The 24210-nt window shown below is 56.2% G+C and carries 28 protein-coding genes, 1 other RNA gene and 1 pseudogene; 9 read left to right on the forward strand and 21 right to left on the reverse strand.

The window, feature by feature from the left end:
- Nucleotides 1–3: 3 nt before the first annotated feature.
- The 6 genes from ABGT83_RS01780 to ABGT83_RS01805 all read right to left on the reverse strand — a co-directional run bounded on the left by ABGT83_RS01780 (nt 4) and on the right by ABGT83_RS01805 (nt 2194).
- Nucleotides 4–459 carry a Lin1244/Lin1753 domain-containing protein gene (locus ABGT83_RS01780; protein ID WP_289836413.1) on the reverse strand — a complete coding sequence of 152 codons (456 nt, stop codon included), beginning with the start codon at nt 457–459 and terminating at the stop codon, nt 4–6.
- 11 nt (nt 460–470) lie between these two features.
- On the reverse strand, nt 471–644 hold the full coding sequence (locus ABGT83_RS01785; protein WP_229066492.1) for a hypothetical protein: 174 nt from the start codon (nt 642–644) through the stop codon (nt 471–473).
- A gap of 40 nt (nt 645–684) precedes the next feature.
- Complete coding sequence (locus ABGT83_RS01790; protein WP_346685657.1) at nt 685–963, reverse strand: hypothetical protein; 279 nt, start codon at nt 961–963, stop codon at nt 685–687.
- Complete coding sequence (locus tag ABGT83_RS01795) at nt 953–1354, reverse strand: hypothetical protein (protein WP_346685658.1); 402 nt, start codon at nt 1352–1354, stop codon at nt 953–955. The genes ABGT83_RS01790 and ABGT83_RS01795 overlap by 11 nt, the downstream gene beginning before the upstream one ends.
- Before the next feature lie 192 nt (nt 1355–1546).
- Nucleotides 1547–1969 (reverse strand): hypothetical protein, encoded by a 423-nt coding sequence (locus ABGT83_RS01800; RefSeq protein ID WP_346685659.1) that lies wholly within the window; start codon nt 1967–1969, stop codon nt 1547–1549.
- Entirely contained in the window at nt 1970–2194 is a 225-nt protein-coding gene (locus tag ABGT83_RS01805; protein WP_346685660.1) for a helix-turn-helix transcriptional regulator, read from the reverse strand.
- Nucleotides 2195–2356: 162 nt separating this feature from the next.
- On the opposite strand from ABGT83_RS01805, the gene ABGT83_RS01810 reads away from it, so the two are divergent.
- The 3 genes from ABGT83_RS01810 to ABGT83_RS01820 all read left to right on the forward strand — a co-directional run bounded on the left by ABGT83_RS01810 (nt 2357) and on the right by ABGT83_RS01820 (nt 4999).
- Nucleotides 2357–2737: a helix-turn-helix domain-containing protein gene (locus tag ABGT83_RS01810; RefSeq protein ID WP_346685661.1), complete on the forward strand. Its 381-nt coding sequence runs from the start codon at nt 2357–2359 to the stop codon at nt 2735–2737.
- Nucleotides 2738–2739: 2 nt separating this feature from the next.
- Nucleotides 2740–3174 (forward strand): hypothetical protein, encoded by a 435-nt coding sequence (locus ABGT83_RS01815; protein WP_346685662.1) that lies wholly within the window; start codon nt 2740–2742, stop codon nt 3172–3174.
- A gap of 235 nt (nt 3175–3409) precedes the next feature.
- Nucleotides 3410–4999 carry a recombinase family protein gene (locus tag ABGT83_RS01820; protein ID WP_346685663.1) on the forward strand — a complete coding sequence of 530 codons (1590 nt, stop codon included), beginning with the start codon at nt 3410–3412 and terminating at the stop codon, nt 4997–4999.
- A 392-nt stretch (nt 5000–5391) separates the two neighbouring features.
- Here ABGT83_RS01820 and ABGT83_RS01825 read toward each other — a convergent pair.
- The 4 genes and pseudogenes from ABGT83_RS01825 to ABGT83_RS01840 all read right to left on the reverse strand — a co-directional run.
- Nucleotides 5392–6411, reverse strand: a pseudogene (locus ABGT83_RS01825) (recombinase family protein); the annotation flags it as partial.
- Between the two features lie 87 nt (nt 6412–6498).
- Nucleotides 6499–7335, reverse strand: a complete 837-nt coding sequence (locus tag ABGT83_RS01830) for a hypothetical protein (RefSeq protein WP_238726248.1) — start codon at nt 7333–7335, stop codon at nt 6499–6501.
- A 19-nt stretch (nt 7336–7354) separates the two neighbouring features.
- On the reverse strand, nt 7355–7615 hold the full coding sequence (locus ABGT83_RS01835; protein WP_115267903.1) for a hypothetical protein: 261 nt from the start codon (nt 7613–7615) through the stop codon (nt 7355–7357).
- A 90-nt stretch (nt 7616–7705) separates the two neighbouring features.
- A complete protein-coding gene (locus tag ABGT83_RS01840; protein WP_283713906.1) occupies nt 7706–8263 on the reverse strand; it encodes a ParA family protein in 558 nt (185 codons plus the stop codon).
- Between the two features lie 328 nt (nt 8264–8591).
- Between ABGT83_RS01840 and ABGT83_RS01845 the strand changes: the two genes are divergently transcribed.
- From ABGT83_RS01845 to ABGT83_RS01855, 3 genes are all read left to right on the forward strand, one after another.
- Nucleotides 8592–8939, forward strand: a complete 348-nt coding sequence (locus tag ABGT83_RS01845) for a cAMP-binding protein (RefSeq protein WP_009609069.1) — start codon at nt 8592–8594, stop codon at nt 8937–8939.
- Entirely contained in the window at nt 8932–9210 is a 279-nt protein-coding gene (locus tag ABGT83_RS01850) for a hypothetical protein (protein WP_238726249.1), read from the forward strand. Before ABGT83_RS01845 ends, ABGT83_RS01850 begins: the two co-directional genes overlap by 8 nt.
- Nucleotides 9211–9275: 65 nt before the next feature.
- Nucleotides 9276–9467 (forward strand): hypothetical protein, encoded by a 192-nt coding sequence (locus ABGT83_RS01855; RefSeq protein WP_428994598.1) that lies wholly within the window; start codon nt 9276–9278, stop codon nt 9465–9467.
- Between the two features lie 145 nt (nt 9468–9612).
- On the opposite strand, the gene lnu(C) is transcribed toward ABGT83_RS01855, so the two are convergent.
- Together lnu(C) and ABGT83_RS01865 are read right to left on the reverse strand one after the other, a co-directional pair.
- Nucleotides 9613–10107 (reverse strand): lincosamide nucleotidyltransferase Lnu(C), encoded by a 495-nt coding sequence (lnu(C), locus tag ABGT83_RS01860; protein WP_019543803.1) that lies wholly within the window; start codon nt 10105–10107, stop codon nt 9613–9615.
- 23 nt (nt 10108–10130) lie between these two features.
- A complete protein-coding gene (locus ABGT83_RS01865) occupies nt 10131–11168 on the reverse strand; it encodes an IS1595-like element ISSag10 family transposase (protein WP_002837184.1) in 1038 nt (345 codons plus the stop codon).
- A gap of 91 nt (nt 11169–11259) precedes the next feature.
- Here ABGT83_RS01865 and ABGT83_RS01870 point away from each other — a divergent pair, with 91 nt between their 5' ends.
- The gene (locus tag ABGT83_RS01870) at nt 11260–12228 is read left to right on the forward strand and encodes a phosphotransferase (RefSeq protein ID WP_346685664.1); all 969 of its coding nucleotides are present in this window, start codon (nt 11260–11262) and stop codon (nt 12226–12228) included.
- Nucleotides 12229–12463: 235 nt separating this feature from the next.
- Here the strand turns inward: ABGT83_RS01870 and ABGT83_RS01875 are convergent, their stop codons facing one another.
- From ABGT83_RS01875 to ssrA, 8 genes are all read right to left on the reverse strand, one after another.
- Nucleotides 12464–13405: a hypothetical protein gene (locus tag ABGT83_RS01875; protein WP_346685665.1), complete on the reverse strand. Its 942-nt coding sequence runs from the start codon at nt 13403–13405 to the stop codon at nt 12464–12466.
- Nucleotides 13406–13430: 25 nt separating this feature from the next.
- Nucleotides 13431–14948, reverse strand: coding sequence for a relaxase/mobilization nuclease domain-containing protein (locus tag ABGT83_RS01880; protein WP_290995845.1), 1518 nt, complete (start codon nt 14946–14948; stop codon nt 13431–13433).
- Nucleotides 14948–15469, reverse strand: a complete 522-nt coding sequence (locus ABGT83_RS01885) for a plasmid mobilization protein (RefSeq protein ID WP_013979604.1) — start codon at nt 15467–15469, stop codon at nt 14948–14950. The genes ABGT83_RS01880 and ABGT83_RS01885 overlap by 1 nt, the downstream gene beginning before the upstream one ends.
- A gap of 321 nt (nt 15470–15790) precedes the next feature.
- On the reverse strand, nt 15791–16108 hold the full coding sequence (locus ABGT83_RS01890; protein WP_290995837.1) for a hypothetical protein: 318 nt from the start codon (nt 16106–16108) through the stop codon (nt 15791–15793).
- 14 nt (nt 16109–16122) lie between these two features.
- Nucleotides 16123–16812: a hypothetical protein gene (locus ABGT83_RS01895; protein ID WP_009609068.1), complete on the reverse strand. Its 690-nt coding sequence runs from the start codon at nt 16810–16812 to the stop codon at nt 16123–16125.
- 4 nt (nt 16813–16816) lie between these two features.
- Nucleotides 16817–18616 carry a DNA primase family protein gene (locus ABGT83_RS01900; RefSeq protein ID WP_346685666.1) on the reverse strand — a complete coding sequence of 600 codons (1800 nt, stop codon included), beginning with the start codon at nt 18614–18616 and terminating at the stop codon, nt 16817–16819.
- A gap of 12 nt (nt 18617–18628) precedes the next feature.
- The gene (locus ABGT83_RS01905; RefSeq protein ID WP_202977516.1) at nt 18629–18850 is read right to left on the reverse strand and encodes a helix-turn-helix transcriptional regulator; all 222 of its coding nucleotides are present in this window, start codon (nt 18848–18850) and stop codon (nt 18629–18631) included.
- A 1260-nt stretch (nt 18851–20110) separates the two neighbouring features.
- Nucleotides 20111–20479: a transfer-messenger RNA gene (ssrA, locus tag ABGT83_RS01910) on the reverse strand.
- Between the two features lie 436 nt (nt 20480–20915).
- On the opposite strand from ssrA, the gene ABGT83_RS01915 reads away from it, so the two are divergent.
- Nucleotides 20916–22637, forward strand: coding sequence for a L,D-transpeptidase family protein (locus ABGT83_RS01915; protein ID WP_346685667.1), 1722 nt, complete (start codon nt 20916–20918; stop codon nt 22635–22637).
- A 1-nt stretch (nt 22638) separates the two neighbouring features.
- Here ABGT83_RS01915 and ybaK read toward each other — a convergent pair whose 3' ends face one another.
- Entirely contained in the window at nt 22639–23124 is a 486-nt protein-coding gene (ybaK, locus tag ABGT83_RS01920; protein ID WP_103265250.1) for a Cys-tRNA(Pro) deacylase, read from the reverse strand.
- 212 nt (nt 23125–23336) lie between these two features.
- Here ybaK and murI point away from each other — a divergent pair, with 212 nt between their 5' ends.
- Nucleotides 23337–24203, forward strand: coding sequence for a glutamate racemase (gene murI / locus ABGT83_RS01925; RefSeq protein WP_338065896.1), 867 nt, complete (start codon nt 23337–23339; stop codon nt 24201–24203).
- The last annotated feature ends 7 nt before the right edge of the window (nt 24204–24210 follow it).

The raw sequence follows: 24210 nt of genomic DNA on the forward strand, positions 1-24210 counted from the left end.
TCTTTACACCTCCTGACCTGCTGAATCGTTGTTCTTTGGGTTCTTGCGCGGTCTTCCGCCCTTGCGACCGTTTGCGCGTTGGCGACCGAAATAGAGCGCGTTTTTGAGCATCCGAAAGTTCGTCAAGAAGCCGTCAGGATCGCGTTCGAGCAGCCCTATATCCAACAGCTCTTCGACAAAGGATTTGCAATCTTCAATCGCCATGTACTCATCGAACGCGCCAGACTGTCCGAAGCCCAGAACGCCCGCGAGAATAAGCGCGTCTTCCTCCGTCTCGAAAGCGATACGGTGCCCCTTGGTAGCCGCCAGGTATTCGCAGAGCCGCCACCAGCGCCCGTAGCCGTCATAGCCCCGGCGATGAATGAGCCGTTGGCACTTCACATCTTGCGATGCGTTGGAATCGTGCGAAAAGAAGGCCATAGGCTCTTGCGCAGCGGTCGTTTCCTCCCGTGTAGGCATGTAGTCACCTCCTAACCGTCTTCCTCGTCGCAGATCACGTCTGGCGCGCCCTGCTGGTGCCATCCGTCCCATACGCAGTGCCCAACTTCGCGGCAGTTCGTCCAAACGTCGCGCCCAACGAACGTGCAGCACGTCTTGCCGCGATGCCGCATGCTTTCGAACTCGCATGCTTCGGGGTCTGGCATGGGCGGTTCGCCGAAATCGAGCGGCAAGGTTTCCTGCGCGCTATTCCTCTTCATCGCTTGAAATGTCGTAGGCAATCGAGCTGCCAACGTAGGTGAGCAGCTTTTGCATTTGCTTAACGGTGCTCGGCTCGGGCTTCGCGTCATCTTCAAGCAGGGTGTCAACCCATGCGAGGGTGCCGCGAACGATTGCGAGCGTCGCGCCCATATCAACGTCGAAGCCCTCGCCGGTCTTGGGATTGATGAGCGACATGCTGCCGTTAATGGCGAAGGTGCCAGCGCCAACCTTGGCGATTGTCTCGGTGATCTCTTTACGCTTCATGGTTGTTCTCCATTTCGTCAAATAGTGAGTGCTTAGTCCAGATGTTCATTTCGGGGTGACGTTCGAGCAGCCAACGCGCCAGAAGCGGCGTGATGGTGTTGCATATTCCGTATGTGTGCGGGTTGCCCTGATCGTCGTAGAACGTCACGGGATTGAGCTTCGCGCCGCCTTCGTAACGCTGCTTCTCGATGAGGTATTTAGTCGAAACTCGGATGCCGCGAGCGTCGATAGCGAGCGCGGTAAGCTCGATTTCGCGCATAGCGTCCGGGTTGATTCGCACCCACTCTTCGAAAAGCTCCATATGGTCGCGCGCCTTCAGCGGCAGCGGGCGCGGCCTGCGCTCTTCGCGCATGACCTTTTCGAGTGGCTGCGCGTAGTTATCGGTGTCCATGGCGCGGGCACCTCGCTTCACGGCTCATGACGCGGCGCAAGGCCGCTTCTGCTTCCGCCTTGCTCGCCGATGGTGCGACGGGTAGCATCTGGCGGCGGTAGACCCTGCCGATGCCCCGGTTTTCCGGCGTGCTCGCGTCTTCCTCTATGCGTGCCATCCAGAAGCCCGCGTTGTCGCGGTAGACTTCGGCCTTCATGACCAGATCACGCGCCACAAGACGCGTCCAACCACGATGTAAAGCGGGATGAGAAGCCACCAGCCCACGAGATCGCACAACCACCCCAGAAGGGCGGCAGCGGTCATAGGAAGGATGCCTGATAGCGTCAGAGCGGCGATTGCATACAATCCCCAGCGCTGGTAGCGCGGCATGCGCGCTATACTGTCTTCTGTCAATTGCGGCCTGCAATTTGACGCGCCCGTTCGAAGTTGCCGCTTCGGGCGGGCATCTTTCTTCGTTGCCACCACGCGATAACGAGAACCACAATCGCCCGGTAGAACTGCCGTTGCGCGGCATCTAGGCCGCACGGTTCGTGCATCCGTAAAACCACCTCCAATACCACCGGTTTTAATGTCGGTTTCCGATTTGAAGAACCGACGATTTGCGCACGGGTTCATTTACGCCGTCTCCTTCCATCCCATAAGCTCGTTGGGGCTTTTGCGCACGACGTGACAAATCGCAATGATCTTGTCCGCACCCGGCGTGTATCCCTCGCCGCTCTCGTACTTAACGATTGCGTCTTTGGACACGCCGACAGCCTTTGCAAGCTCTTCTTGCGACATGTCGAGAGCCGCGCGGGCTGCTCGAAGGTTTGCAGCGAAAACCTCCTTGTTGAATCCCATGTGTGTTCACCTCCTTCATCAATAAGTGCTAACCACGTTAGCAACTGTAACGGAACAATAGACAAGCAAAGTAGCTATGTCAAGTGAAAACAAACAATTTCGTTGTGAATTAGCTAACTACGTTGTACTATGCACTTGTACGAATAGCGAAGGAGGGTAGCGGTGAATGTCCAACTAATGAGATTGCGCAAAGCGGCTGGCTACTCAAACAGAGACGATTTCGCGAAAAAGATTGGTGTTAACAAGTACACCTATCGTTCTTGGGAATCTGGCGCGGCGATGATGAGCGCTGAACAAGTATGGAATTGCGCAGTTGCCCTAGGCTGCACACCCAACGATATTCTCGGCTGGTATGAAGACCACCCGCGCGAAGACAGCGGAGAGCGTTTGACTTCCGAAGAGCGCGAGATCGTAGGGTGCTACCGAGAGAGCACGCCGCAATGGAGACAGAACATAGCCATGACTGCCCGCGCTGCTGCGGGCGAATCTAAAGAGACTGCCAAACGTGGTGTTTCTTCCACCGAAGAGCGGAAGGTTGGTTAGAAATGATTATTAGAGCCGAAGAAGGCAAGATCATTATTGAACTCAATGAGCACGAAAAAGAGCTAAGTATCAACGAAGATGAAGTGACCTTAGCAAACCGCGCTCTTAATCGCTTTGTGAACCTTGGATTAGATGCTAATAGGCTTGTTCTAAAGCAGAACACAACAAGCTATGCAACAATTTCATATCGCGGTAATTCGTTCGATTGGGATTTGATTAGATTTAAGTACACTAACCGTGCGAAGTGGGTTTCGGTCAGCATGTCATCTAATGAACGAAAAGAATATGAACATAGCCCCATATTTGCGGCTCAAAAGAACAAGAGACAGGCAATGTGGAAGGCTCAAATTGAATCAATCGAAGACGTAGACCGCCTTACTGATATCGCTTTTAGGTACATAAAAGAGATCATGGAGAAGTTCCCTGAGAAGTTCTAACGTTTCAAGTGCTTAGCCAGGAACAGCCAGGGCAATTTTCAGACGTGTTTTAACGCATCGCAAGCCTTCTAGCTGGTGTTATTCGGTTTTAGTTGTGTTGGGAAGTGGTGAAAAACGGCAATATAAAGTGCTGTTTTCAGAGAGAAACCCCGCGCGGGAACTTTGGCGGAACGCGCGCGGGGCTGGTCAAGAAGCAGGGCGCTTTACCGCGCTCGCTCTAAGGGGTGATTTTAGCATGGTAAAGAACCGCGCCGCCATATATGCGCGCTTCAGCTCGCACAATCAGCGCTCAGAGAGCATAGAGATACAAGTTGAGAACTCACGCGCATACTGTGAGCGCGAGGGTTTGCAGGTCGTGCGCGAATACTGCGACTATGCGCAGACGGGGCGCAACATCGACCGTGCCGAGTTCCAACGAATGATGAGCGATGCCCGACACGGCCTGTTTGACTACGTAGTGATCTACAAGGTTACGCGCATCATGCGCAACCGAGACGAAATGTCGCTTGCCCGCATCATGCTTCGCAAGGCTGGCGTAGAAATCCTATACGCTGGCGAAGACATTTCCAGCGGGTCAAGCGGCGTGTTGCAGCTCGGCATGCTCGAAGTTCTCGCCGAGTACGAAAGCGCGCTTGACAGTGAGCGCATCAGAGACGGAATCCAGAAGAACGCGCAGCGGTGCATGGCGAATGGTCGCACTCTTTACGGGTGGGATATCGTAGAAGGCCGCTACGTAATCAATGAGCGCGAAGCGTCCGTGCTTAGCAGGATGAAGAACATGTTGTTTGCCGGTAGCTCCGTCGCCGATATCGTGCGCGCCGTGAGTACCGAGCGAAGCAAGCGCGGTGCCAAGTTCAATCAGGATACCGTCACGAAGCTTCTAAAGCGCGTCCAGAACGCGGGTGTATACAAGTACGCCGGTCATGAAGTGCCGGACGGGATGCCCGCCATCTGGTCGCAGGTAGAACAAGACATGATAGACAACATCCTTGGCGACCGTCACAAGCCGCGCCGCAAGATCAACTCAACGCTAGAGTTCCCGTTGTCCGGCAAGCTCTACTGCGCCAAGTGCGGTGCGCCAATGGCGGGCACAAGCGGCACGTCATGCACTGGCGCGACGTATCACTACTACAAGTGCCGGAAGTGCCGCCGAACCGTTCGGCGTGATCTCGTAGAAGACGTTGTTTGTGATATGACGCTGCAAGCCGTGGCGCGCGAAGACGTTAGGCAGCGCATAGCAAGCGGCATGGTTGCGTTTCAAGCCGAGCAACCGAAAGAGCAATCGAGAAGCTACGCGATAAAGAAGGAACTGAAGCGGATTGACCGCACCTTTGAACGCATCTGGCAAGCAATAGAAGACGGCATCGCGCCGCCCGGTGGCAAAGAGCGCACCGAAGAGCTGAAGCAGCGCAAGAGCGAGCTTGAAGCAGAGCTGCGCATCGCCGAGAGAGAAGAAGCGTTCAACATCGGCGTTGACGAACTCATGCTGTGGCTCGATGATGCGGCGGAAAACCTAACGCCAGAAGTGATCTTAGGCACCTTCGTTCGATTCGTTGAAATCGACGGGAAGACGCTTAACGTCTACTTCGCCTTTGACCGCTACGGCGATGATTTCAGGCCGAAACAGAAAAAGGCCGAACCATGCCCCGAAGGGCATAGTTCGACCAATTCTCTTGTGGTGGAGCCAAAGGGGAAGCAGTCGAACTTGACGGCTTCCCCTTTAACAAAAGGGTTGCCGTCCTCCCCGTATAGCATGTCCCACGTGACTTCAGTCCTGTCCTCCGAATACCACGACGTTACCACCAGCCCGTCGTCGGTCAGATAAATCTTATCGACGAAATACTCCAGCACCTGGTCGCGGGTCTCGGGATTGTCGAAGTCCGCGTGCAGGAACTTCTCGAAGTACGCCTTGATGGTGTGCTCGTCCTCGCACAACGCGGCGCGGATGTTCTCGGCCTCGATGGCCTCGTTCAGGGCGCGCTTCTGCTCTTCGAGCTGCACCAGGCGCTCCGTCACCGTCTCGCTGATAAGACCCGACTCGATGACCTTCACGAGGTTCGCAAGGCTCTTCTCGACCTCGCGGCGCTTGGCCTCCAGGCCGTCCAGGTAGCCCGTATCGCGGTAGTTCTTCTCGTAATACGCCGCCGCGTCCACGGCAAGCGACATCAGGTTCTCGGAGTCGTGGAGAATCGACCTGAGAATCATCGTGACAGCATCCTCCAGCTTCTCCTTGCGCACCTTCTTCAGCGTGCACTGCTTGCGGCGCTGGGCGGAGCAATAGTAGTAGTAATACGTCCGCCCCGTCCCGCTCGTGCCGGACACGCCCTGCAGGGTGCTCCCGCACTTCCCGCAGTAGACCTTGCCGGTCAGCCAATAGCGCGGGGCGTCGTTCTCGTCCATGCCGCGCGCCCGCTGGGAACCCTTGCGTTTGTTCTCGGCGAACTTCCGCTGCACCTTGTCGAAGGTCTCCTCGTCCACCAGCGCGGGCATGCCGCCCTCGACCACGATGTCGCCGTGGCGGTACTCGCCGATGTAGGCGCGGTTCTGGAGCATCTTGTTCATCGTCTTCACGCCGAACTTCGCGCCCCGCGTGGTGCGCAGCCCCTGGGCGTTCAGCTCGTCGCAGATGGTCTGCATCGCCTTGCCCTCGGCGTACTCCGCGAACATCCGCTGCACGAACGGAGCGGTGTCCGGGTCCACGATGTATCTCTTCGTAGACTTGTCCACCCCATAGCCGAACAGCTTGTGCCCGTTGTAGAGCGCGTGCTGGGCGTTGTAGTCCATGCCTCGCTGGATGTTCTGGGACAGCTGGCGGCTGTAATACTCCGCCATGGCGTCCATCAGCCCCTCGATGAGCACGCCCTCCGGCCCGTCGGTCGGGATGTTTTCCGCCAGCAGGCGTATCTCGCACCCGGCGTCGCGGATGGTGCGCTTCGCCATCGCCAGCACGTACTTGTCGCGCCCCAGGCGGTCGGTCTTCCACATGATGAGGACACGGGGACGGATTTTCGCGACCTCCGACAGCATCTGCTGGAACCCCGGTCGGTCCTCCGTGGTGCCGGATATGGCCGCGTCCTCGTACTCCTTCACGATTTTGAACCCGTGGGCATCCGCCCACGCATGCGCAAGCTCCCGCTGCTGGTCGATGCTCGCCTCGTTCTGCGAATGGGAGGAGAATCGGTAGTAGGCGATGGCGAGGTTGTTGTCGTTCAGCTCGAACTTCTTCTTGCGTGCCAAGCTCTTACCCCCTCCCGTAATTTCTGCTTATAGGTTTTCATGGTGCTCTCCTTTGATTAAGTAATTGCTTAAATGCATAATTAGTTGTCAGTAACCGATAACCTCGGTCTCTACCGTTGAGATTACATCCGCAGGAATGTTGTTTACATCGAGTCTGTACACCACATTCATACGCGGATTGTATATGCCAAGATATTTCACATTCCTATACTCGGGATGAACAGAATGAAGCCCCATGCGCCAATACATAAGCAGCTGAAGGGTGTACTTGTTTTGGAGCTTCTGCTTTGAAACCTTAAAGTCCCACAACGTATCATCTGTTAAGAAGTCACCGTCGCCAGTGGCAACGTAACCAGTATATCCGCCTTCAAAAGTCAGACCATCCAGCACCTTTGGCCCATATTGCTCAAAGAATCGTAGCGAACGCTCAACCATTACGCGTATGTTCTCAATCGTATGCGCGTCAGGCACAATATCCTCTACGGGACGATATGCCATGACCCCTGCTCTATATGCTGAATCAAATCCAGACAACTTTACGGCTGCATCTATGGAATCGTCATCCAATCCGCTCACATGGGATATCAGCCTCTCGAAAAGACCAAGTTGTTGAACATTAACCGCGCCCATCCGAGAAATCTCAAACGCCTCTTCCGCCGAGGTCCCAGACATGAACCGCGTAAGATAGTCCACGGCAAGACCGACTAAACCAGGAGATACGTTTTCCTCTGGATATAGGTCATCAATACCGCCTCCGTCGAGCACTGTTTGCTCGAACTCTTTTGGCTTGAGATAACCGCCTCTCGGCTGCTTTATCTTGCCAATGCGCTGCGTTACAGAACACATCCATCCATTTGCAGCGATATCTTGCGGCGTCAGTTCGCCGTTTTTGAGCTTTTCGATTACATCTTCTCGTGTCAACATAGCTTCCACTCCTCTCAAATCACTTTTCCAAATGCTCCGCGACCCATTCGTGGATAATCGCGGCAATCGTCGTCTCGCGCTCCGCCGCCATCATCTTCAGCGCCTTCTTGTCGCTCACCGTGAGCGACAGCGAGAGCGTGGTGCGCTTCTCGTCCTCGGCGGGCGCAGCGTCCGCCGAAACCGTTGTCTGCTTCGCAGCTGCCGGTTCAGAAACCGTCTGCTCTATCTTCTTCTGCTCGGCCTCGCGGTCGGCAGCATACTTCTCGAACATGTTCGCCATAGCTCGACCTCCTTTAATCATTTACGCATTTGTACAATTATACACCTTGTGTCTCGATTTGTCCATACGGAACACGGCTCTGACCTGCGGTTATTCCCTCGGGAATCCCGCAGCCTCGCGCACCGTGTCCACCAGGGCGCGCGTCGCCCTCGCGGCCTTGCCCCTGCGGTCGAACTCGACCACGGACACGCCTGCAGCGCCCGCCTGCACGAACGCCTCGGACTGGGGAAGCGTGACCACCGTCTGGTCGCCCGCAAGCCCCTCGAACCACTCCATGAAGTCGCGGGACGCCTTGAAGCGGTTCCACCCGTTCATCACGTAGACAATCTTCGCCCGGCTGTGCTTGAACACCGCCTTGCGCATGCGCATCAGCGGCTCGATGTCCCTCGACGTGGTGCGGGTGGGGATGACCACCACGTCCGCCTCCTTCAGCCACTCCGACAGCGCCTCCTGGAGCGCCCCCGGCGTGTCCACCACGGCGACCTGCGCGCCGTCCGCCTCGTGGGTGCGGTGCAGGGTGCCGCCCTGGGCGTCCAGGTCGTAGAAGCTCACGGGGATGCCGGAGCGCTCGAAGGAGAATGCTATCTCGTCGGCGACCAGGGACTTGCCCACGCCGCCCTTCTGGTTGCACACCAGAATCGTCTTCATATCGCTCACCTCGCTATACATTTAATCAATTACACATTTCCATATTTAATTATAAGCCCGCGAAAAGCGCAGTTCAACTGCCACTTTCTGGGCTTCAGCTGGGCTTTTCGTGGTCTCGAAACGGGCTTTCTCTCGTCGCCCGGAACGGCTCGTTTCCCGCATCGCCTCGTAAACGAGCGGATGCCGAAAACCGCCGCCTTCCGCCCCTTGCGCGTACTCCCGTCAAAAGCCCTTCTGCAGGTCTCTTCGCGTGCCGTTAGCGGGCCTGCACCCCTTGAAGGATGCCTTCGGCATCGGGTGCCCACGTGAAGAGAAAGGAGGTCCGCACATGAACGAAGGCTGGAAGAGGTTCCACGGCACGGACGAGGAGGTCATGTGGCGCATCCAGGTGCTGAAGCGCACCTCGCGCCTCTGCGCGGCCAAGGCCAAGGAGCTGGAGCGCATGGCGAAGGCGGACGGCGACATGCCCGCCATGGACCACGCGTCGCTCATGGACGTGCTGAAGCGCATCGACAACGTGATGGAGTGGCGGTTCGTGAACGCCCTGGGCGAGGTGGTGCTGGACGCAGACATCCTCGCCGAGAGCATCGACTGCGAGACCCTGCGCTCCATGCGGCAGTGCGTCGTGAACGCCATCGTGGACATCGAGGAGGCAGAGGAGGGGCGCGATGAGTGACTACGGCATCAAGACCTACGCCGACCTGGCCGAGACCTGCTGCGGCATGGTGCTCGCCAACGAGATAGCCAGCCGCCCGCTGGAGCCTGTGAGCGGGGATTGGGCACCCTGGGACGAGATATTCCAGTGGTACATCGTCCAGGACCCGAGCTTCCTCATGGAGCACACCGACGAGCCGGTGTTCTACGACGCGGAGCTGGGGCTGTACGTCTGGGGCGTGACAACTTACGGCACAAGCTGGGCAATCCTGCCCGCGCCGGAAATCCACTGACCCACAGGAAAGGGAGCAGCATCGCGCTGCTCCCTTGTTTTTTAATCAGCGAGAAAGAAGAAACTATGAAGCGAGCTGTGGAGCGCTCAAAATTAGACAGAAAAACAAATGTTGAATTAGTAGAAACCATGTGGGAGCAATTTTGCAATCTGGGAATATATGAATCGAATGTTATAGATACGACCACTTATTCCATTCAAGAAACTGTTTCCGCAGTACAAGAAAAAATCGCAAGTAGGGCAGCGTTGTTGTCTTAGATTTTTTTGCTTTTTTGTGGTATATTATCCTCAGACAGAGCTAAAGGAGAGAGCGGAACATGAAGGCTATGTCACAACAAACAGTTGATAAATAGCCATTTTTATAGGGGAGTATCAGAACTCCCCTATAAACTGTTATTTGCAGTTATCTATACTCATTTGGAATTTCGATATGAAGTGTCTCACACAATAACTTCACATCATGTGCATCATTTTCATCAAACTCGTATCCCAGATGGAACATTACTTGACTATATGGTTCAATACAGGAAACCTCTATTTCCTCAATTCTTCCTTTACCCGAAAAAGTTTCTACCGGAAAACAATCCCCATCATAAAGAATTTCACCTTCGTCCGTATATTCAAAACAATGCAAATCAATAATTCTGTTTTTCAAATCTTCCCATACAGTATGGTTCAATGTTGTATATTCCATCTTAATCTCATAAAAGCCATTAGCTTTCATTATTTCTATAAAGTTCTGATAATCGTTCTTTTCTACAAAAATGTCAATATCATTATGGGCTCTTGACTGATATCCAAGAAGAGCATCTACACCCCAGCCACCATCAAGAAAGACTTTAATCTCCGCATCTATTGCAAATTGAAGAATCTGTTTTACATCTGTTATATTGACCATCTTATCATCTCCACAAATTCTAATTAGGCGACCAGAGGAACTGCTGGTCTGTTTGATAAATCTCTGCATTTAGCAGTTTTCAATGTTGCCAAAACGAAAGTTAAGAAGATGTTCCTTTTCTCCATGTCGCTTTCTTTGGCGTAATTTACAAGGTTATTCCACACAAGATAGTTGTTCAGATACTTGGTAGAAACACCGTTAAAGCCACGCATAAACCTCTTTAGCTGGCTATGGTAGCTATTGATATGTTGGATATTATAAATGCCTTTCTTGGCTTTGCCAGTCTTTAACTGCACAAGGTCAATGCCATTGGCATTTGTAAATCTCACATAGGAGTTCATCTTGTCCGTAACAAGAGTGGAATTGGTCTTAATCCTACCATCATAAATATGATGTAAATCTCTTGTAGAAACTCTACCAGTATTCGTAATCTTGGAGATAGACAAGCCATTCCTATTAACCGCACAAGGAACACATACCTTTTCTTGGGACAAGCCTCTGATATGTGTAGAATGACCACGCTTATGAGCCTTGCGTGGCATAGCAAATGTCTTACTCTTGCTATGATTGCCCTTGTACGAGATGGCGAAAAAAGTTTCGTCAGCCTCAATAATGCCGTCAAGGGTAACATCGTCTGCCATATTCTGAAGTGCATCCAAAATCTTGTGTCTCCAAAGGAATGCGGTGTTTCTGTGAATCCCACAAGCAACAGCAGTCTTACGAATGGATAAGCCATTCATCATACAATCAATGTACTGCTCCCACACGGACAAGTCTTTTCTTGTACCAGACACAATGGAGTTCGTAGCAATCACGAAGGACTTGCCACAATCCTTACATACATATCGCTGTGTGCCATCTTTACGATGACCATTGCGAACCACATGGATACAGCCACAAAGAGGGCATACACGACCATTTGCAAAGCGTTCCTTTGCTACGAAATCTTCAATATTCAAAGACTTTACAAAGGCAGGACTTAAAAGCATTGTTTTAAGGCTTTCCTGCTCTGCGACAGTCAACTTACCGATAATATCTAATGCGTCTTTGATAGTAGGCATATCCAATTACCTCCTTCGGTGGTACTGTTTTTTACTATTATTATACGCTATTTCTCGTCAAAAATCAACCATTTGTTGTGACAGAGCCAACATGAAAAGCGATTATTCAAAAGAAAGCATCACAGAGTTTTTAAGCCGAAAGTACGGTGAGGATATAAGGCTTTTTCCGATAAAAGAAGGGCAGGAGTCACAGGCGTATTGGTTTTCGCGTGGCGGCAGAGAATATGTCGTGCGCATAAATTCAAATATGGAAGGCTTCAAAAAAGACAAATACGCCTATGAGCACTTCCGCTCGGATAGAGTTCCTATTCCAGAGGTTGTTGAAACAGGCAACTTTGACGGCACGCACTACTTCTGCATCAGCGTAAAAGCGGACGGGATTACATATGAGGACTCCGATGAAGAAACGGTTGTGCGACTGCTCGGCGATATTACGGATGTAACCGAAGCAATATCGCGAACCGATATATCAGGCACTTCCGGCTGCGGCGTGTTTGACAGCGATACGGGAAACGCTCCGTTTTACAGCTGGAGAGAATATCTTGCGGAGGTATTCGAGAGAGACTGGACGGCGGTAAGCAGGAGCTATGTTAACCTCTCACTCATCGACGAGCTTCTCGCGGCATATCGTGAGCTTATATCTTATTGCCCGGAAGAAAGAGCGCTGTTCCACGGGGATTTCGGCTCGAATAATGTTATCGTAGGCAAAAAATCGAGGATAAGTGGCGTTATAGACTGGGACTGCGCGGCTTACGGGGACTTTCTTTACGACATCGCGACCGCGTATTTTTGGCGGACATGGCTCATGTGCATGGAAAAAACTGCGGCGTATTGGGAGAGAAAATACTCTCACCTGCCGAGATATACCGAGCGAATTTTATGCTATGAGCTGCGGATAGGGCTGACGGAAATATACGAAAACGCTGTCGAAAACGATACTGAGACAACAGAGTGGCTTCAAAACAGGTGCCGCGAGATTTTGAGAGAATACAGACAAAGAAAGAAGTCGGAGCGAAGGACGAGGGACGGGGGCTTTCATATACCTGCCGCCGTTCTCTGAAAACAGGCCGATTTTTTGCTCATTCCCATTCGCAAAAATTCAGCCTGTTTTCCTGCCGGAGCAAACGGGGTGCAAGAAGCACCGCACCCCGTTTCCTCTGTCAGCCACGCCAGCAGGTATAACACACTACACTTTGCAAGCAAAGTCGTGTGCCAAAGGGGGCACCCCTTTGGAAACCCTAGACAACAAAACAGGCGGTATGCTGCCCTCTCCGGGAGCATACCGCCGTTTGTTGTCAGCAGCCCGTTTCACGGTCTGCGTGTAGTTCCTTGTAAACTGACCTAAGAGAGAGACTATACTCCCAAAGACTCCGACCGTCGGGCATCCGAAACGCTTTCATCCTCTCAACCATCGCCAACGTCTCAGAAGCAGAAGCGACTTCTTTATGGGCAACCATCAACGCCCACTCCATATCGTCTATCTTCTGGCGCATCTTTTCCATCTTGTATAAAGGACCCGCCTTATTCATGTCAGTATCCAGACGAATAACCTTGCGCCCGTACTTTTCTACGAACAACTTCTCAATAAAAGCTATTTCGCGGTCCATCCATACTGCACAGGAATTATGCATCAAGCCCTCAGATTCGCATCTCTGCTGCGCCATCGCACGATTCAGGCTCGTCTGAATGGAAGGTCCGCGCTCGTATCTATCTGCCCACGGAACAAAGGCAAGATGAAGATGTATCGTACCTCCCTTTGAGTCAGTCCAATCAGACTTACCACAGGAATACACACGGAAGAGGCGCAAACGAGGATTGCGCCTATCCCACGAATTAAAATACGATTCCAAAATACTAAGGCGCATACGCACCTCATCGTGCAATTCAATCGGAGTATAAACTTTCGACATACTCGATTCATCGAAGCCGAGAGAAACGACAACCTCATACGCAAGGCGCTGACCCTTTTCGTCACTATTATGACGATTTCGCCCTCTTAAATCGGCATCAACCCTCGCCATATAGCCATCTATGCCACCATAACGGCGGTCATGACGCTTCTGATGAGCGTCATATTCTTTAACCGCCTTTCCGAACAATTCCTCATACACATCGTTCAACGGCATGTTGAGATATACATGACGCGCAACGCTTTCTATCGCATCGCCCGGTTTAATATCCATCATCTCGTAAGGCAACACATAATACTGCATCGTAACAGTCTTATCTTCAATCATTGATTTACACAACCTCCCTATCCATCTACTCGTACTGCTTGTCCGCATCGGCCCCGTATTTCACGCGGCCACCGGCGCGCCTTGCCGCCTTGTCCTCGCGTTCCTGCAGGCGCACGCGCTTTGCCTGCTCCTCGCGCTCGTCCTCGTGGGCAAGGGCCTTCTCGGCTGACTTCAGGCGCTTCTCGGCGTCCCACATGTTCCTGCGGGACTCGTACAGACGCCTCTCCGCAGCTTCGCGCTCCCGGCGGCGCTGCTCCTCCATGGCCTGCTGAATCAGCATGCGCAGCATCATGGCCGTCATGTCCGCCATCATGCGGGACACGGGGTCCCTGGCGTCGCGCCCGGCCTTGGCGAACACCCATGTACCGGCCAGCAGGTTCGGGCACGGGTGGTTGAGCGCGTCGCGGGCCTCCTTGGAGGCGTGGAACTCGCGCCTCGCAGCGTCCACCTCGGCTTGCAGCTTCGCCAGCTGCTCCTCGGGGTGGCGCTCCGCCTCCATGAGCTGCCCGTAGCGCTCGCCCATGAACGGCTCGCCGCTCTCGCGGCAGCGGTTGATGTGCGCCCTCTGGAGGTCGCCCGCCATCTGCGCCACATCGGACTCCTCGACCGCGTACACGTCGAATGAAGGCTCTGCCGGGGAATCCGTCTGCGGTTCCGCCGCGACGGTTGCCACTGGAACAGGTGCCGGCGCGTCTTCCTTCTGGGCCTCCGCCTGCCTCTGCTTCTCCTCGAAGTAGGCCTCGACGCTTTCCTTGGTCAGGTCGTCGGCGAGGTTGGAGGCGCGGCGCCTTCTCTTGCGCTTGGTCTTGCCCAGCGGGTCGTGCGCCTTGTAGCTCCAGCCCACGGTCTCCTCGCCGGTCTCCTTGTCCACCTTGCGCACCTCGTTCAGCTCCACGCCGCGCAGCCTAAGCTCCTCGCGGAACTCGTCCATGCTGGACGACGCGTTGCGGGCTTCCTCGACGCGGTTTCCCAGCATGCGCTCGAAAGCGCCCGGCTCGAACTCGCTCTTACGGTCCGCCCATCTCGTCCTCTGCGCGCCCGGCTGGGGACCCACCACGGAGAAGCCCATCTGCCTGCTCAACTGGTCGTTCTTGCGCTTGACCGTGGCGTAGTCGGTGCCGTGCGCGATGGCGTTGCCCGTCTCCAAATCGTGGTTCGCTATGGTGGCGTGGACGTGCACGCAGCCGCCCTCACCGTCGGTGTGGACCGTGACCCAGCACGGGGCGTTGGGTGCCACCTCCTTGCACAGCAGGTAGCCGTACTCGCAGGCTCGCTGGATGTCCTCGGGGTCGTCCTTGGACAGCTCCTCGGGTGCCCACGAGACACGCACCTCGAACCCCTCGTTCTCACGCCCCTGGTTCTGCCTCTTCATGGCGGAGCAGAAGCGCACGAACTCCTCGCGGGAGTCACCGTCGCCCATCTGGGCGGCGATGCGGTTCGTCCCGTTCTGGATGTTCTCGGTGCGCTTCTTTCCCTCGCCGAGTTCCGTGTAGGCCATGCGCCCGTAGACGTTCGGCAGAGGCTGGATGTGAGTCGTTGACATCAGGCATCACCTCCCATCCCGAACCAGTAATTGACGAGCCGCCTCAACCTGCCCGGGTCATCCGAGTACATCAGCGCGGAGAACATGTCCGACCCGAAATCCTGGCGCAGGGTCTCCACCTCGCGGGCCAGCTTCGACAGCTCGCCGCGCACCTCTTCGAGGCCCTTTTCGCATCCGTTCAGGGTGTCGGAGCGGAGCATGCCCCCGCGCCCTTTCGCCTCGGCGTTCAGCGTCCTCGCAATCTGGTTCACGTTGACGCCTATGCGCCTCGCCTCCATCGCCAGACGCTCCGCGTCGGCGTTCTTCGTCACCACGTACACGGGGTTGGAACCAGCGCCCTCGCCGGGCACGGTCCAGCTGCGCAGCACGGCGGAGCGGGTCATGCCCGTGCTCTCGCAGACCGCATCCAAAGCAGCAAGCTCCTCGTCCGAGAATCGCACCTGCACGGTACGGTTCTTGCGCTGCTTCTTGGACGCCTGGCGGCGCACGCGGCTGCTTCTCTTTTCGGCACTCACTGCCATATCAACACCTCCCTTTTTTCTATCAATCGCCCGCGTCTGTTCGACGCGATTTCTCGCAAATGCTTTCGCAGGGAAAAAAGGTAGCGAGCATGGGACTTGTCCCTACAAAACTTCCGGTTTTTTCGCTGCGGCGAAAAATACCTCCGTTTTGTATGTACACGTCCCGCTCGCGAGGGGGCAGCTTTCGCTGTCCCCTTCGAACCCCCAGGAGTGCCCTGTTCCCAACCGGTTTCAGCCGACGACTCGGCAGAACTCTCCATTCGGAACGGGGCACGCCGGACACCCCTTGCGGGGTGCCGGATGGAGGCACGACTGCCTCCTTTACATGCCCTCGCCGTAGCCCCTCACGGGCATAGGCTCGCGTGCATTGTGGGCGGAATCGCCGCCCGAATCGGACGCGGCAGGCGCTCCGTTCTGGGCGGTCGCCTTGCCCGCTTCGGCACCCTTCGAAGATGCCTTTTCGGGCAGGTTGTCGCGCAGGAAGCGTGCGGCCCTGCGCATGTCGGTGACGTTCATATCGCCCAGCTCGGGGTACTCTTCGAGCATCACACGACCGACCTGCTTGTAATACTCCTCGCGCCTCGCCTCGGCCTCCTTGATGGCCTTGTTGATGTCCGAGTAACGCTTCTTAGTTGCCATATCGGATACCTCCTTTAATCAGAAATCGGCATGTCGCCGTACATCAAAATCGTGCCGTTACCAAGGTCCTCGATGGTCTGCTCGCCACCGCCATCGGTGCCCTGAACATTGCCGCCGTTAGTGTCTTCGACAGCCGGGATGTCCCATGTCGGCATAGAGCTAAAATCGACGTTCTTCGAAATCATGAACACCGAGAAAATCAGAACGAGCGTAAGACCGATGCCCATAGCAACGGCCTCAATCGCCTTGCCCCCGTCGTTCACGATTTTCCACTTCGTATCCCGCTCGGCATACCCGCAGCGCTTGCATACGTAATACTTGTGCGTCACCGAATAATTGCCACGATAGAACGCCCACATCGGAACAAGCGCGGACACAATGACAACTATCAGCGCCAGTACGGTGACGAACATGTTGCGCAACAGGAACGCCAGCACAACCGCAATGAGCGGAGCGAACATCATCGCAATCACCGTGGCCGGCTTGCGATACGTCACGTCGCTCACAATCTGCGTTGTGATAGTCGCATGGCCGCAATACGGACAGCAGAGAAGCGTTTCCGTGTCCGCCGGAACGGGCGTCTGAGGAGCGGGCTGCGCCGCAGCCTCATACGCTTCCAATGCAGCCCTCTCCTCCGCTGTGAGCATCCCGCGCTTGGCCTTCAGGTGCAGCCTCGCGTACTCCTCCTTGGTCAAATTCGTCATATCCCTAATCCTCCTTATCCTCTGAATCTGTTTCGTTGCTACCGCCCGAACCGAGAGGCACCGTACGCACGAGACCCCTCACGCGGGCGGGCAGGTCGGGCATGCAGACACGGCCCTGGTCGGAACCGCGGTACGCCTTGTTCATCCACTCGGTCACCTCGTACTCGGCAATCAGCGGCTCGGGCTGCGCCCTCATCTCGTCGGGCACGAACACCGGGTTGTCGGTGTACGACCACTCATGCCACTCCGGCAGGAGGCGCTTGATGTCAGCGATGAGCGCCTTGCGGCTCTCGGGCCTGCCGGACGGGATGTTCCTCTGGAACCAGTGGCGGTACAGGTCGTGGACGAACTGCCACGAGAGGATGTCCCAGGATGCCTCCGGCAGCACGTCGCCCAGGAACTGGCGAACGGGGTCGTTGACCTCCCGGAACTCGTCCAGGAGCGCGGTGCATGCCTGCGGCTCGTCCAACTCGTAGTAGTCGGTCTCCGCCAGCAGGTGATACAGCACGTACTCCAGCACATCCTTGCGCTTCAGATAGTCGTCCTTGATGTACTTGCGCTCGTTGCCCTCGAAGCGCTTCTCGAACGGCACGACCAGCAGGCGGCGGTACATGGACTCCGACCTGTCGCGGAGCCTCGGCAGCTCGTTGACGCACTGGACCATGAACCCCTTGAAAAGGACCGTGCGCGGCTCCTTGAACTTGCGGTTCAGCTGGAACGGGTCCCCCGTGATGATGGACTTGAGCGCCGCCGCGTCGTCCACGAATGTGCCCGTGTCGTTCTCGTCCGTGATTACGGCGGAAATGCGCATCAGCGGCTCCAGCATGAACGGGGAAGAGAAGTCCTTCAGCGAGATGGACTCCCAGGAACCGCGCCCCAGCAGGTTGCGCATGAGGGAGCACAGCGTGCCCTTGCCGTTGTTGCCGGACGTGGAGTAGAACCACGCGCTCTTGTTCCAGCTGACGCCGGGTCGGATGACCGCTCCGACAATCTGCCACAGCAGCCGTACGATGCTCTCGTCGTCGGACAGCTCGCCCATCCAGGACACGACGTCCCAGTCGGTGCCGTCCTCGTCGTTATGTATCACGGGGTTCTTCGCGTTGTTCACGAAGTCCACGCGCACCTTGCCGGTGAACACGAACTCCGGGTCGAAACCGAGGAGCATCTTGCTCCCATAATCGTATACGCCGTTGTTCACGGCGATAAGGTCACGGTCGTGACAACGCTCGACGTGCGGGCACACGGAACGGAGAACCGCAATCGTCTCGTAGACGCCGCGAATCGTAATCGCGCTGTCGTAGCTGCGGATGAGCCGCGTCAGACCGTCCTCGGAGACGTCGTAGGTGCCCTCGTTGTCGCCGGACGTCTGGTAGACGCCGATGTCGAAGTTGCCGTCGTCGCCCGCATCCTTCCAGAGGATGCCCACCGCGTGATGCAGCTCGCGCACAATCAGCGCAATCTGGTACGGGTCCAGGTGCTTGCGCAGGCGCAGGCGGGCGTCTCCCGTCTTCTGGTCGGGATAGGCGTCCTTCAGCGACGCTCCGACTGGCGCGGACGGGTCGCGGGGACCCCGGTTGTACGCCTCGATGGCGTTGTTGGTCGCCTGCAGAAGCTCCCGCTCGACCTGTTCGGGAGCGGAGCATATGTCCACGTCGATGTCCGCCAGATAATCCTCTGTGACCGTTCTAATCAGCTCGTTCTCGGTCATGTCTTGACCTGCGTAAACGGACGTGCTATCATAATTACAGGTAGAGGCCGTCCCGGAAGCTGTGCAGGCATCGGGGCGGTTTTCTTTTTTGCCCATATTCACACCTCCTTAATTCGTTAGCTCAATGCGCCTCACGTTGGCGCTCTTCCACGCCTCAAGGTCATCCACCTTGTAACGGACCGCATTGCCGACCTTGTAGTAACTCGGGCCTTTGCCTTGACAACGCCAGACGCGGAGCGTCCCGGCGCTCAGGCCGAGCAATTCCGCCGCTTCGTACGTCGTCATGTAACGGGGTTTCGACCCCTTCGTCTTCTTCTGTTCTTTAGCCATATCAGCCACCTCCATGTTCAGAATCCGTTTCACGAGAACAAAAAAGCTCCCGTGGAAACCAAAGAAGGACATAGGCAGAACATGCCTTGTCTATCTCGGTTTCCACGGGAGCTTCGTGTTCGTTATTTCGCCCGTGACGCACGGCCTATTTGACCGAGCGCTCGGCTCCTATTCCCGGTAGCAACCCCGCATCAAAGACGGGACGGGTGCTGAGCCATTTATCTATGCAACTGGTATTATACAGCGTTAACTCGATTAACGCAATACCCGATATTCCGTCTCCGCAGGTCAGAGGCTTGTTTCCACTCGTATACGAGCGGAAATCGCCCGAAAAAAATATTGCGCGCGCCCATGTTCCACTACTGCGTTCGAAAAGTGGAACAAGTGGAACATCCGCCTCTACTCCCCGATAAACACGGGGAACATTGCGTTCCACTCTCGGATTGGAAAGTGGAACGAGCCACCAAGAAGCTGAAAGCAGAAGAAGGGCCGTACACGGCAGGAGAGGGAACCTCTGACACACTTTGACACACTTCGAAGTGTGTCAGAGATTTCCCGCATTCATCGGCTTCCCCGAGCGATTGCCCGTTTTTCTGACACACTTCCATTTTTTATAGTGTGTCGGTACTTTCGTAGGATTTATCGGCTTCCTCGGACGCTTGACACACTAAACACACTATTTTTCCAACCTACGCGTACAGAGAAATTTTTTCCCTATATATATCTATATACTTATTTTTTTCTCTCGCGCGCATTAGTTCAAAAAAAGGTGTGTCAAGTGTGTCAGATGGTTGTACTCCCCGATGAACACGGGAAAAGTACCGACACACTAAATTTTTCGCAAGTGTGTCAGAAATCGGCCACCTTCCCGTACTCCCCGATAAACTGGGGAAAGTTCTGACACACTATTTTTTCGCGATAGTGTGTCAGAACCCGAAATCGCACATGCCCGCCCCCTGCTGTACCCAGACTCAAGACCCGAACCAGCCGCCCGCAGGGCGGCCAATCCCAGCATCGAGCGAGAGCGAGATGCGCACCTGCATCCGCCTTTGCTTCTCTGACGCTCTCAGAGGCGTTTTAAGGCGCAAAAAAGCCCGTTAGGGTATCGGAGTACCCCAACGGGCTTAAAACGTCTTAAAACGTAAAATACGGCGTCCTATGATTGCAATACGAAATGGGAGCGCCCCTATCTGGCGCTCCCAAATCTATACACAAGCGCGAACTCATTCCGAAAGAAGAATAGTTCGACGCTTCCTACTCTGGTGGAGGCGCGGAGAATCGAACTCCGGTCCATACTACATCGTCCATGAGGCCCTACAAGCTTAGTCGGCGATCAGCATTCGGTCGCGCGCGGTCCGCCGACGGGCGTTGCGCTTCCTAGCCGGTTCGATCTTTGCCCGAGCCATACCGGCTACGTGCTCGAGCGCATTCCCCTAGGTTGATGCCGGACCAAAGGGCGGGGAAATCCTAAGGCCGACAGCCTGGTGCTATTAAGCAGCCATGGCGAGCGCCGGAGCGCTCTGAGTCTTAGCTTTGCCAATTAAATTGACGGTACCCCTGTTTTACGTGGCGAGGAGACCACGACCTGCTCCTCATTTCGGACGTACCATGTCGAAACCAGTCGCCCCCTTGCAATGCAAGGCGAGCTCGTCGAGGGACGAGCTGTGCGGGTCGAAGGCCCCACCTTGTCAAAGTCCGAACGCCGAAAACCATCCGGCAGGCCGCCAAACGGCGAACATCCATTCTAACCGCGTCCGCTCGTTTGTCAAGCCGCGCGCAGGCAACGACGTTGTTCGGGGAGTCCGAGGAGCCGCTTTCGAACGGGAACGAGCAACGGGCGCACGACAGGCCGATGAGCCTGGCGCAAGAGGGCGTGGTATGCTTGCGCCTTTCAAAAGCGCTCTTGTCGGGAGTTAAGATACGTCGCCGTCGGTTCGCGATATGAAGCGCTCGTGGCGATATTGTGGCGCTCGTAGCAAGAGGGGCTTCGCTCGTCCTTTTGTTTGCCGTTGCTTTGCCGCATCTTGCTACAATGGAAACGAGCACCCGAGCAATGAGAGCGAGTATGAACAAGAAAAAGAACACGGCTCCGCAGGGCCGTCATGCGATCGGGCCTTCAACGGCCGACTCATCAAAGAAGGCTTCCGATCAAGGAAGCGGGACTGCGCCGTCTTCTTCCTCGGCTCGTGGCCAGGCAGCGCGTTCCGGCCTTGCAGGAAAGCCCGCTCCATCGCGGGTTCCCGACGCGACGATAGCCATGCCGCCGGCGAAGCGCGGTACAAAGCCCCCGAAAAGCACTGTTGCCGCCAGCAAGCAAAGCGCTCCGTTTCCGGGCGTGCGGCCCGTCGATGCCTCGAAGGCGAGCAAGCGCTCGCGCAAGAACAAGCCGCTCAAGGTGGTCGGGATTACGCTCGGCGTCATCTTGGGCCTGCTCGTTGCCGTTTACGCCGGGATCGCCGTCTACTTCACCGATCGATTCATGCCGAATTCCAACGTTGGAGATATCGACGTATCGCTCATGTCCGCGGCGGACGCGGAGAAGGCGCTTGTCGAAGCTATCGATGACTATACGCTCTCGATCGGCGGCGACGGCTTTTCGCTTACGCTCTCCTCGTCCGATGCTGCGCTATCGATAGACGAGGCGTCGGTCATTCGTGACACGCTGGACGACACGAACCCCTGGCTTTGGCCGCTCGAAGTGCGCAACGACCACGACGAGACGGACAAGCTCGTCGCGGTTTCGAATGGGACGGGCCTCGAGGACGCCATACGTTCAGCGGTGGAGGAGTTCAACGCGTCGGCCGAGCAGCCTGTGAACGCCACCATCGCCTACGATCCCGACCAAGGGGCGTTCGCTGTCCAGCCTGAATCGGCCGGCACTGCGCTCGATGCCGATCAGATCGTCCGCAAGGCCGATGAAGCGCTGGCGGTTCTTAATCCGAAGGTAACCCTCACAGCCGAAGATCTGCTGAAGCCTACTGTGCTCTCCACCGATGCGGCGCTTGCCACGGCAACTGCGAATGCGAACACCATGATCGCGGCCGAGCTCGTTCTGACCATGGCCGGTGACACGGCGGCGACGCTCGACGCGGGCCTCATATCGCAATGGGTTGTTCTCGGTGAGGATCTGTCTGCGACGCTTGACGATGGAGCTCTCACAGCATGGGTCGAGCAGCTTGCGTCCGACTGCAACACGGTGGGGACGCAGCGGTCCTACACGCGTCCCGATGGCAAGTCGATCACGGTGTCCGGCGGGGCGTACGGCTGGACGGTGGACTCTGAGGCGCTGCTCGCTACGGTTAAGGACGCCGTAGCCAATGGCACGCAGGCTACCGTAGAGATACCATGCTCCACGTCGGGCAAGGCCTACAACGGTGCGGGAGGACAGGACTGGGGCGCGCGCTACTGCGATATCGACCTGTCGGAGCAATATGTGCGGTTCTATGACGAATCCGGGGCGCTCGTGTGGGAATCCCCGTGCGTATCAGGCCTGCCCAACGGCAAACGCGATACGCCAACCGGCGTGTACTGGCTCAACCAGAAGGCAAGTCCGTCCACGCTTATCGGCTACGAGAACGGGAAGAAGACTTACGAGACCCCGGTACAGTACTGGATGCCGTTTGTCGGTAACAGCGTTGGCCTGCATGATGCTAATTGGCAGTCCTCGTTCGGAGGCACGCGCTACAAGACCAATGGAAGCCACGGATGCGTGAACCTGCCGCCGTCGGCTGCAGGCGAACTGTACGGTATCATCCAGGCGGGCGACGTAGTGGTGTGTCACTGGTAGTTCAGGTGATCGTGAGATCGGCCGCTTTTATCGGCACGATGCCTCTCAGGTCTTCGAGCGAGACCTCCACCTGGCAGCCGATGCGGCCGCCCGAGAATACGATGCGCTCGTGTAGGAGCGCTGTTTCGTCGATAAATGTAGGGAAGAGCTTCTTCATGCCGATGGGCGAGCACCCGCCGTGCACGTATCCCGTAAGCGGCAGGAGCTCGCGTGCCTTGATCATGGCAATGGACTTTTCGCCGGTCGTTGCTGCCGCCTTCTTCAAGCTGAGTTCGCGACCTGCGGGGATCATGAACACGTAGTAGCCGCCCGACCGTCCTTGCGTAACGAGTGTTTTGAATACGCGGTCCTGGTCGATTCCGAGTCGGCGCGCCGACTCGACGCCCGAGAGCGCGATAGGCGTCTCGAAGAACCATGAGCGGTAATCGATTCTCGCGGCGTCGAGCACGCGGATGGCGTTGGTCTTGCGATCGCGTTCTTTCGTCATCCAGTCCTTCCTATCTATTCGACTTGGGCTCCGTTGCGTCTTGCTGGCCACTCGATCGTACCGATCATGGATCGCGCAAGGACTCGAAGCATCCGAGTGTCTCGGTGAAGAATGCTTGCAGTATACTGGCAAGCATGAACGATAGTATACCAAGCGCACCGAACCAAACTTCTTCCCTCCGGTTTCCGACGCACGGGCCCGCGGGCGCTCTCTTGTCGGGCGTGAGCCCCTGCGCGCCCATAGGCGTGTTTGATTCCGGCTTCGGTGGGCTCACGGTCGCGCGCGAAATTGCGAAAGCACTGCCGCAAGAGTCCATCGTGTATGTGGGGGACTCTGCGCGATGCCCCTACGGGCCGCGCGACCTAGCAGAAGTGGATGGGTTCGTACAGCAGATTGGCGCCTGGCTTGTAGAGCGCGGGGTGAAGCTCATCGTCATCGCCTGTAACACAGCGACTGCGGCAGGACTTGCGCATGCACAGAGGACGTTCCCCGTCCCGGTCATCGGCGTTGTGGAGCCGGGTGCTCGCGCGGCTGCTCATGCGACGCAGAACCGTCGCGTAGGCGTCGTGGCTACGAAGGCCACGGTGGAATCGGATGCTTACACGCGCGCCATCCGCCATCTCGACGCCGGTATCACGGTATTCTCCACAGCTACGCCGCGCTTCGTGGAAATTGCCGAACAGGGCATCCGTATGGCAGAGGGGCCCATTGAGAATTACACATCGCTTGCATCGAAGGTCTATATTCGCCCTGCGTTCGAGGAGATTGCGCGCGAGTACCTGGAACCCCTCCGTCGTTGCGATATTGACACGCTCGTGCTTGGTTGCACGCATTTCCCTCTGCTCAAAGCGCTTATCGGCGGAGTCGTCGGGCGTGGCGTCACGCTGATTTCGTCGGCGAGGGAAGCGGCGCTGGACGTCGCCGAGATTCTTGCGCGACGCGATGCTCTGGCTCCATCCGATAATGGACCTTGCTACGAGTTCTTCACGACGGGCGAGGACGTGAGCGAATTCGCGAGCTTCGGCAGCCGCGTGTTCCGCGCGCCTATCGACACGGTTGCTCGTGTGGAGCTGGCTTGAGGGCGGC

This window comes from Enteroscipio rubneri (genome assembly GCF_963929405.1).
Lineage (GTDB): Bacteria > Actinomycetota > Coriobacteriia > Coriobacteriales > Eggerthellaceae > Enteroscipio > Enteroscipio rubneri.

Bases quoted from the DNA above. Each gene is read 5' to 3' on its own strand.
- ABGT83_RS01815 (WP_346685662.1), top strand. From the start codon at position 2,740: ATGATTATTAGAGCCGAAGAAGGCAAGATCATTATTGAACTCAATGAG.
- ABGT83_RS01865 (WP_002837184.1), bottom strand. From the start codon at position 11,168: ATGCCTACTATCAAAGACGCATTAGATATTATCGGTAAGTTGACTGTC.
- ABGT83_RS01880 (WP_290995845.1), bottom strand. From the start codon at position 14,948: ATGTCAACGACTCACATCCAGCCTCTGCCGAACGTCTACGGGCGCATG.
- ABGT83_RS01875 (WP_346685665.1), bottom strand. From the start codon at position 13,405: ATGATTGAAGATAAGACTGTTACGATGCAGTATTATGTGTTGCCTTAC.
- ABGT83_RS01885 (WP_013979604.1), bottom strand. From the start codon at position 15,469: ATGGCAGTGAGTGCCGAAAAGAGAAGCAGCCGCGTGCGCCGCCAGGCG.
- ABGT83_RS01785 (WP_229066492.1), bottom strand. From the start codon at position 644: ATGCCAGACCCCGAAGCATGCGAGTTCGAAAGCATGCGGCATCGCGGC.
- ABGT83_RS01820 (WP_346685663.1), top strand. From the start codon at position 3,410: ATGGTAAAGAACCGCGCCGCCATATATGCGCGCTTCAGCTCGCACAAT.
- ABGT83_RS01900 (WP_346685666.1), bottom strand. From the start codon at position 18,616: ATGGGCAAAAAAGAAAACCGCCCCGATGCCTGCACAGCTTCCGGGACG.
- ABGT83_RS01890 (WP_290995837.1), bottom strand. From the start codon at position 16,108: ATGGCAACTAAGAAGCGTTACTCGGACATCAACAAGGCCATCAAGGAG.
- ybaK (WP_103265250.1), bottom strand. From the start codon at position 23,124: ATGACGAAAGAACGCGATCGCAAGACCAACGCCATCCGCGTGCTCGAC.
- ABGT83_RS01840 (WP_283713906.1), bottom strand. From the start codon at position 8,263: ATGAAGACGATTCTGGTGTGCAACCAGAAGGGCGGCGTGGGCAAGTCC.
- ABGT83_RS01845 (WP_009609069.1), top strand. From the start codon at position 8,592: ATGAACGAAGGCTGGAAGAGGTTCCACGGCACGGACGAGGAGGTCATG.
- ABGT83_RS01830 (WP_238726248.1), bottom strand. From the start codon at position 7,335: ATGTTGACACGAGAAGATGTAATCGAAAAGCTCAAAAACGGCGAACTG.
- ABGT83_RS01895 (WP_009609068.1), bottom strand. From the start codon at position 16,812: ATGACGAATTTGACCAAGGAGGAGTACGCGAGGCTGCACCTGAAGGCC.
- ABGT83_RS01790 (WP_346685657.1), bottom strand. From the start codon at position 963: ATGAAGCGTAAAGAGATCACCGAGACAATCGCCAAGGTTGGCGCTGGC.
- ABGT83_RS01805 (WP_346685660.1), bottom strand. From the start codon at position 2,194: ATGGGATTCAACAAGGAGGTTTTCGCTGCAAACCTTCGAGCAGCCCGC.
- ABGT83_RS01835 (WP_115267903.1), bottom strand. From the start codon at position 7,615: ATGGCGAACATGTTCGAGAAGTATGCTGCCGACCGCGAGGCCGAGCAG.
- ABGT83_RS01800 (WP_346685659.1), bottom strand. From the start codon at position 1,969: ATGAACCCGTGCGCAAATCGTCGGTTCTTCAAATCGGAAACCGACATT.
- ABGT83_RS01795 (WP_346685658.1), bottom strand. From the start codon at position 1,354: ATGGACACCGATAACTACGCGCAGCCACTCGAAAAGGTCATGCGCGAA.
- ABGT83_RS01915 (WP_346685667.1), top strand. From the start codon at position 20,916: ATGAACAAGAAAAAGAACACGGCTCCGCAGGGCCGTCATGCGATCGGG.
- ABGT83_RS01780 (WP_289836413.1), bottom strand. From the start codon at position 459: ATGCCTACACGGGAGGAAACGACCGCTGCGCAAGAGCCTATGGCCTTC.
- ABGT83_RS01905 (WP_202977516.1), bottom strand. From the start codon at position 18,850: ATGGCTAAAGAACAGAAGAAGACGAAGGGGTCGAAACCCCGTTACATG.
- ABGT83_RS01855 (WP_428994598.1), top strand. From the start codon at position 9,276: ATGAAGCGAGCTGTGGAGCGCTCAAAATTAGACAGAAAAACAAATGTT.
- ABGT83_RS01870 (WP_346685664.1), top strand. From the start codon at position 11,260: ATGAAAAGCGATTATTCAAAAGAAAGCATCACAGAGTTTTTAAGCCGA.
- ABGT83_RS01850 (WP_238726249.1), top strand. From the start codon at position 8,932: ATGAGTGACTACGGCATCAAGACCTACGCCGACCTGGCCGAGACCTGC.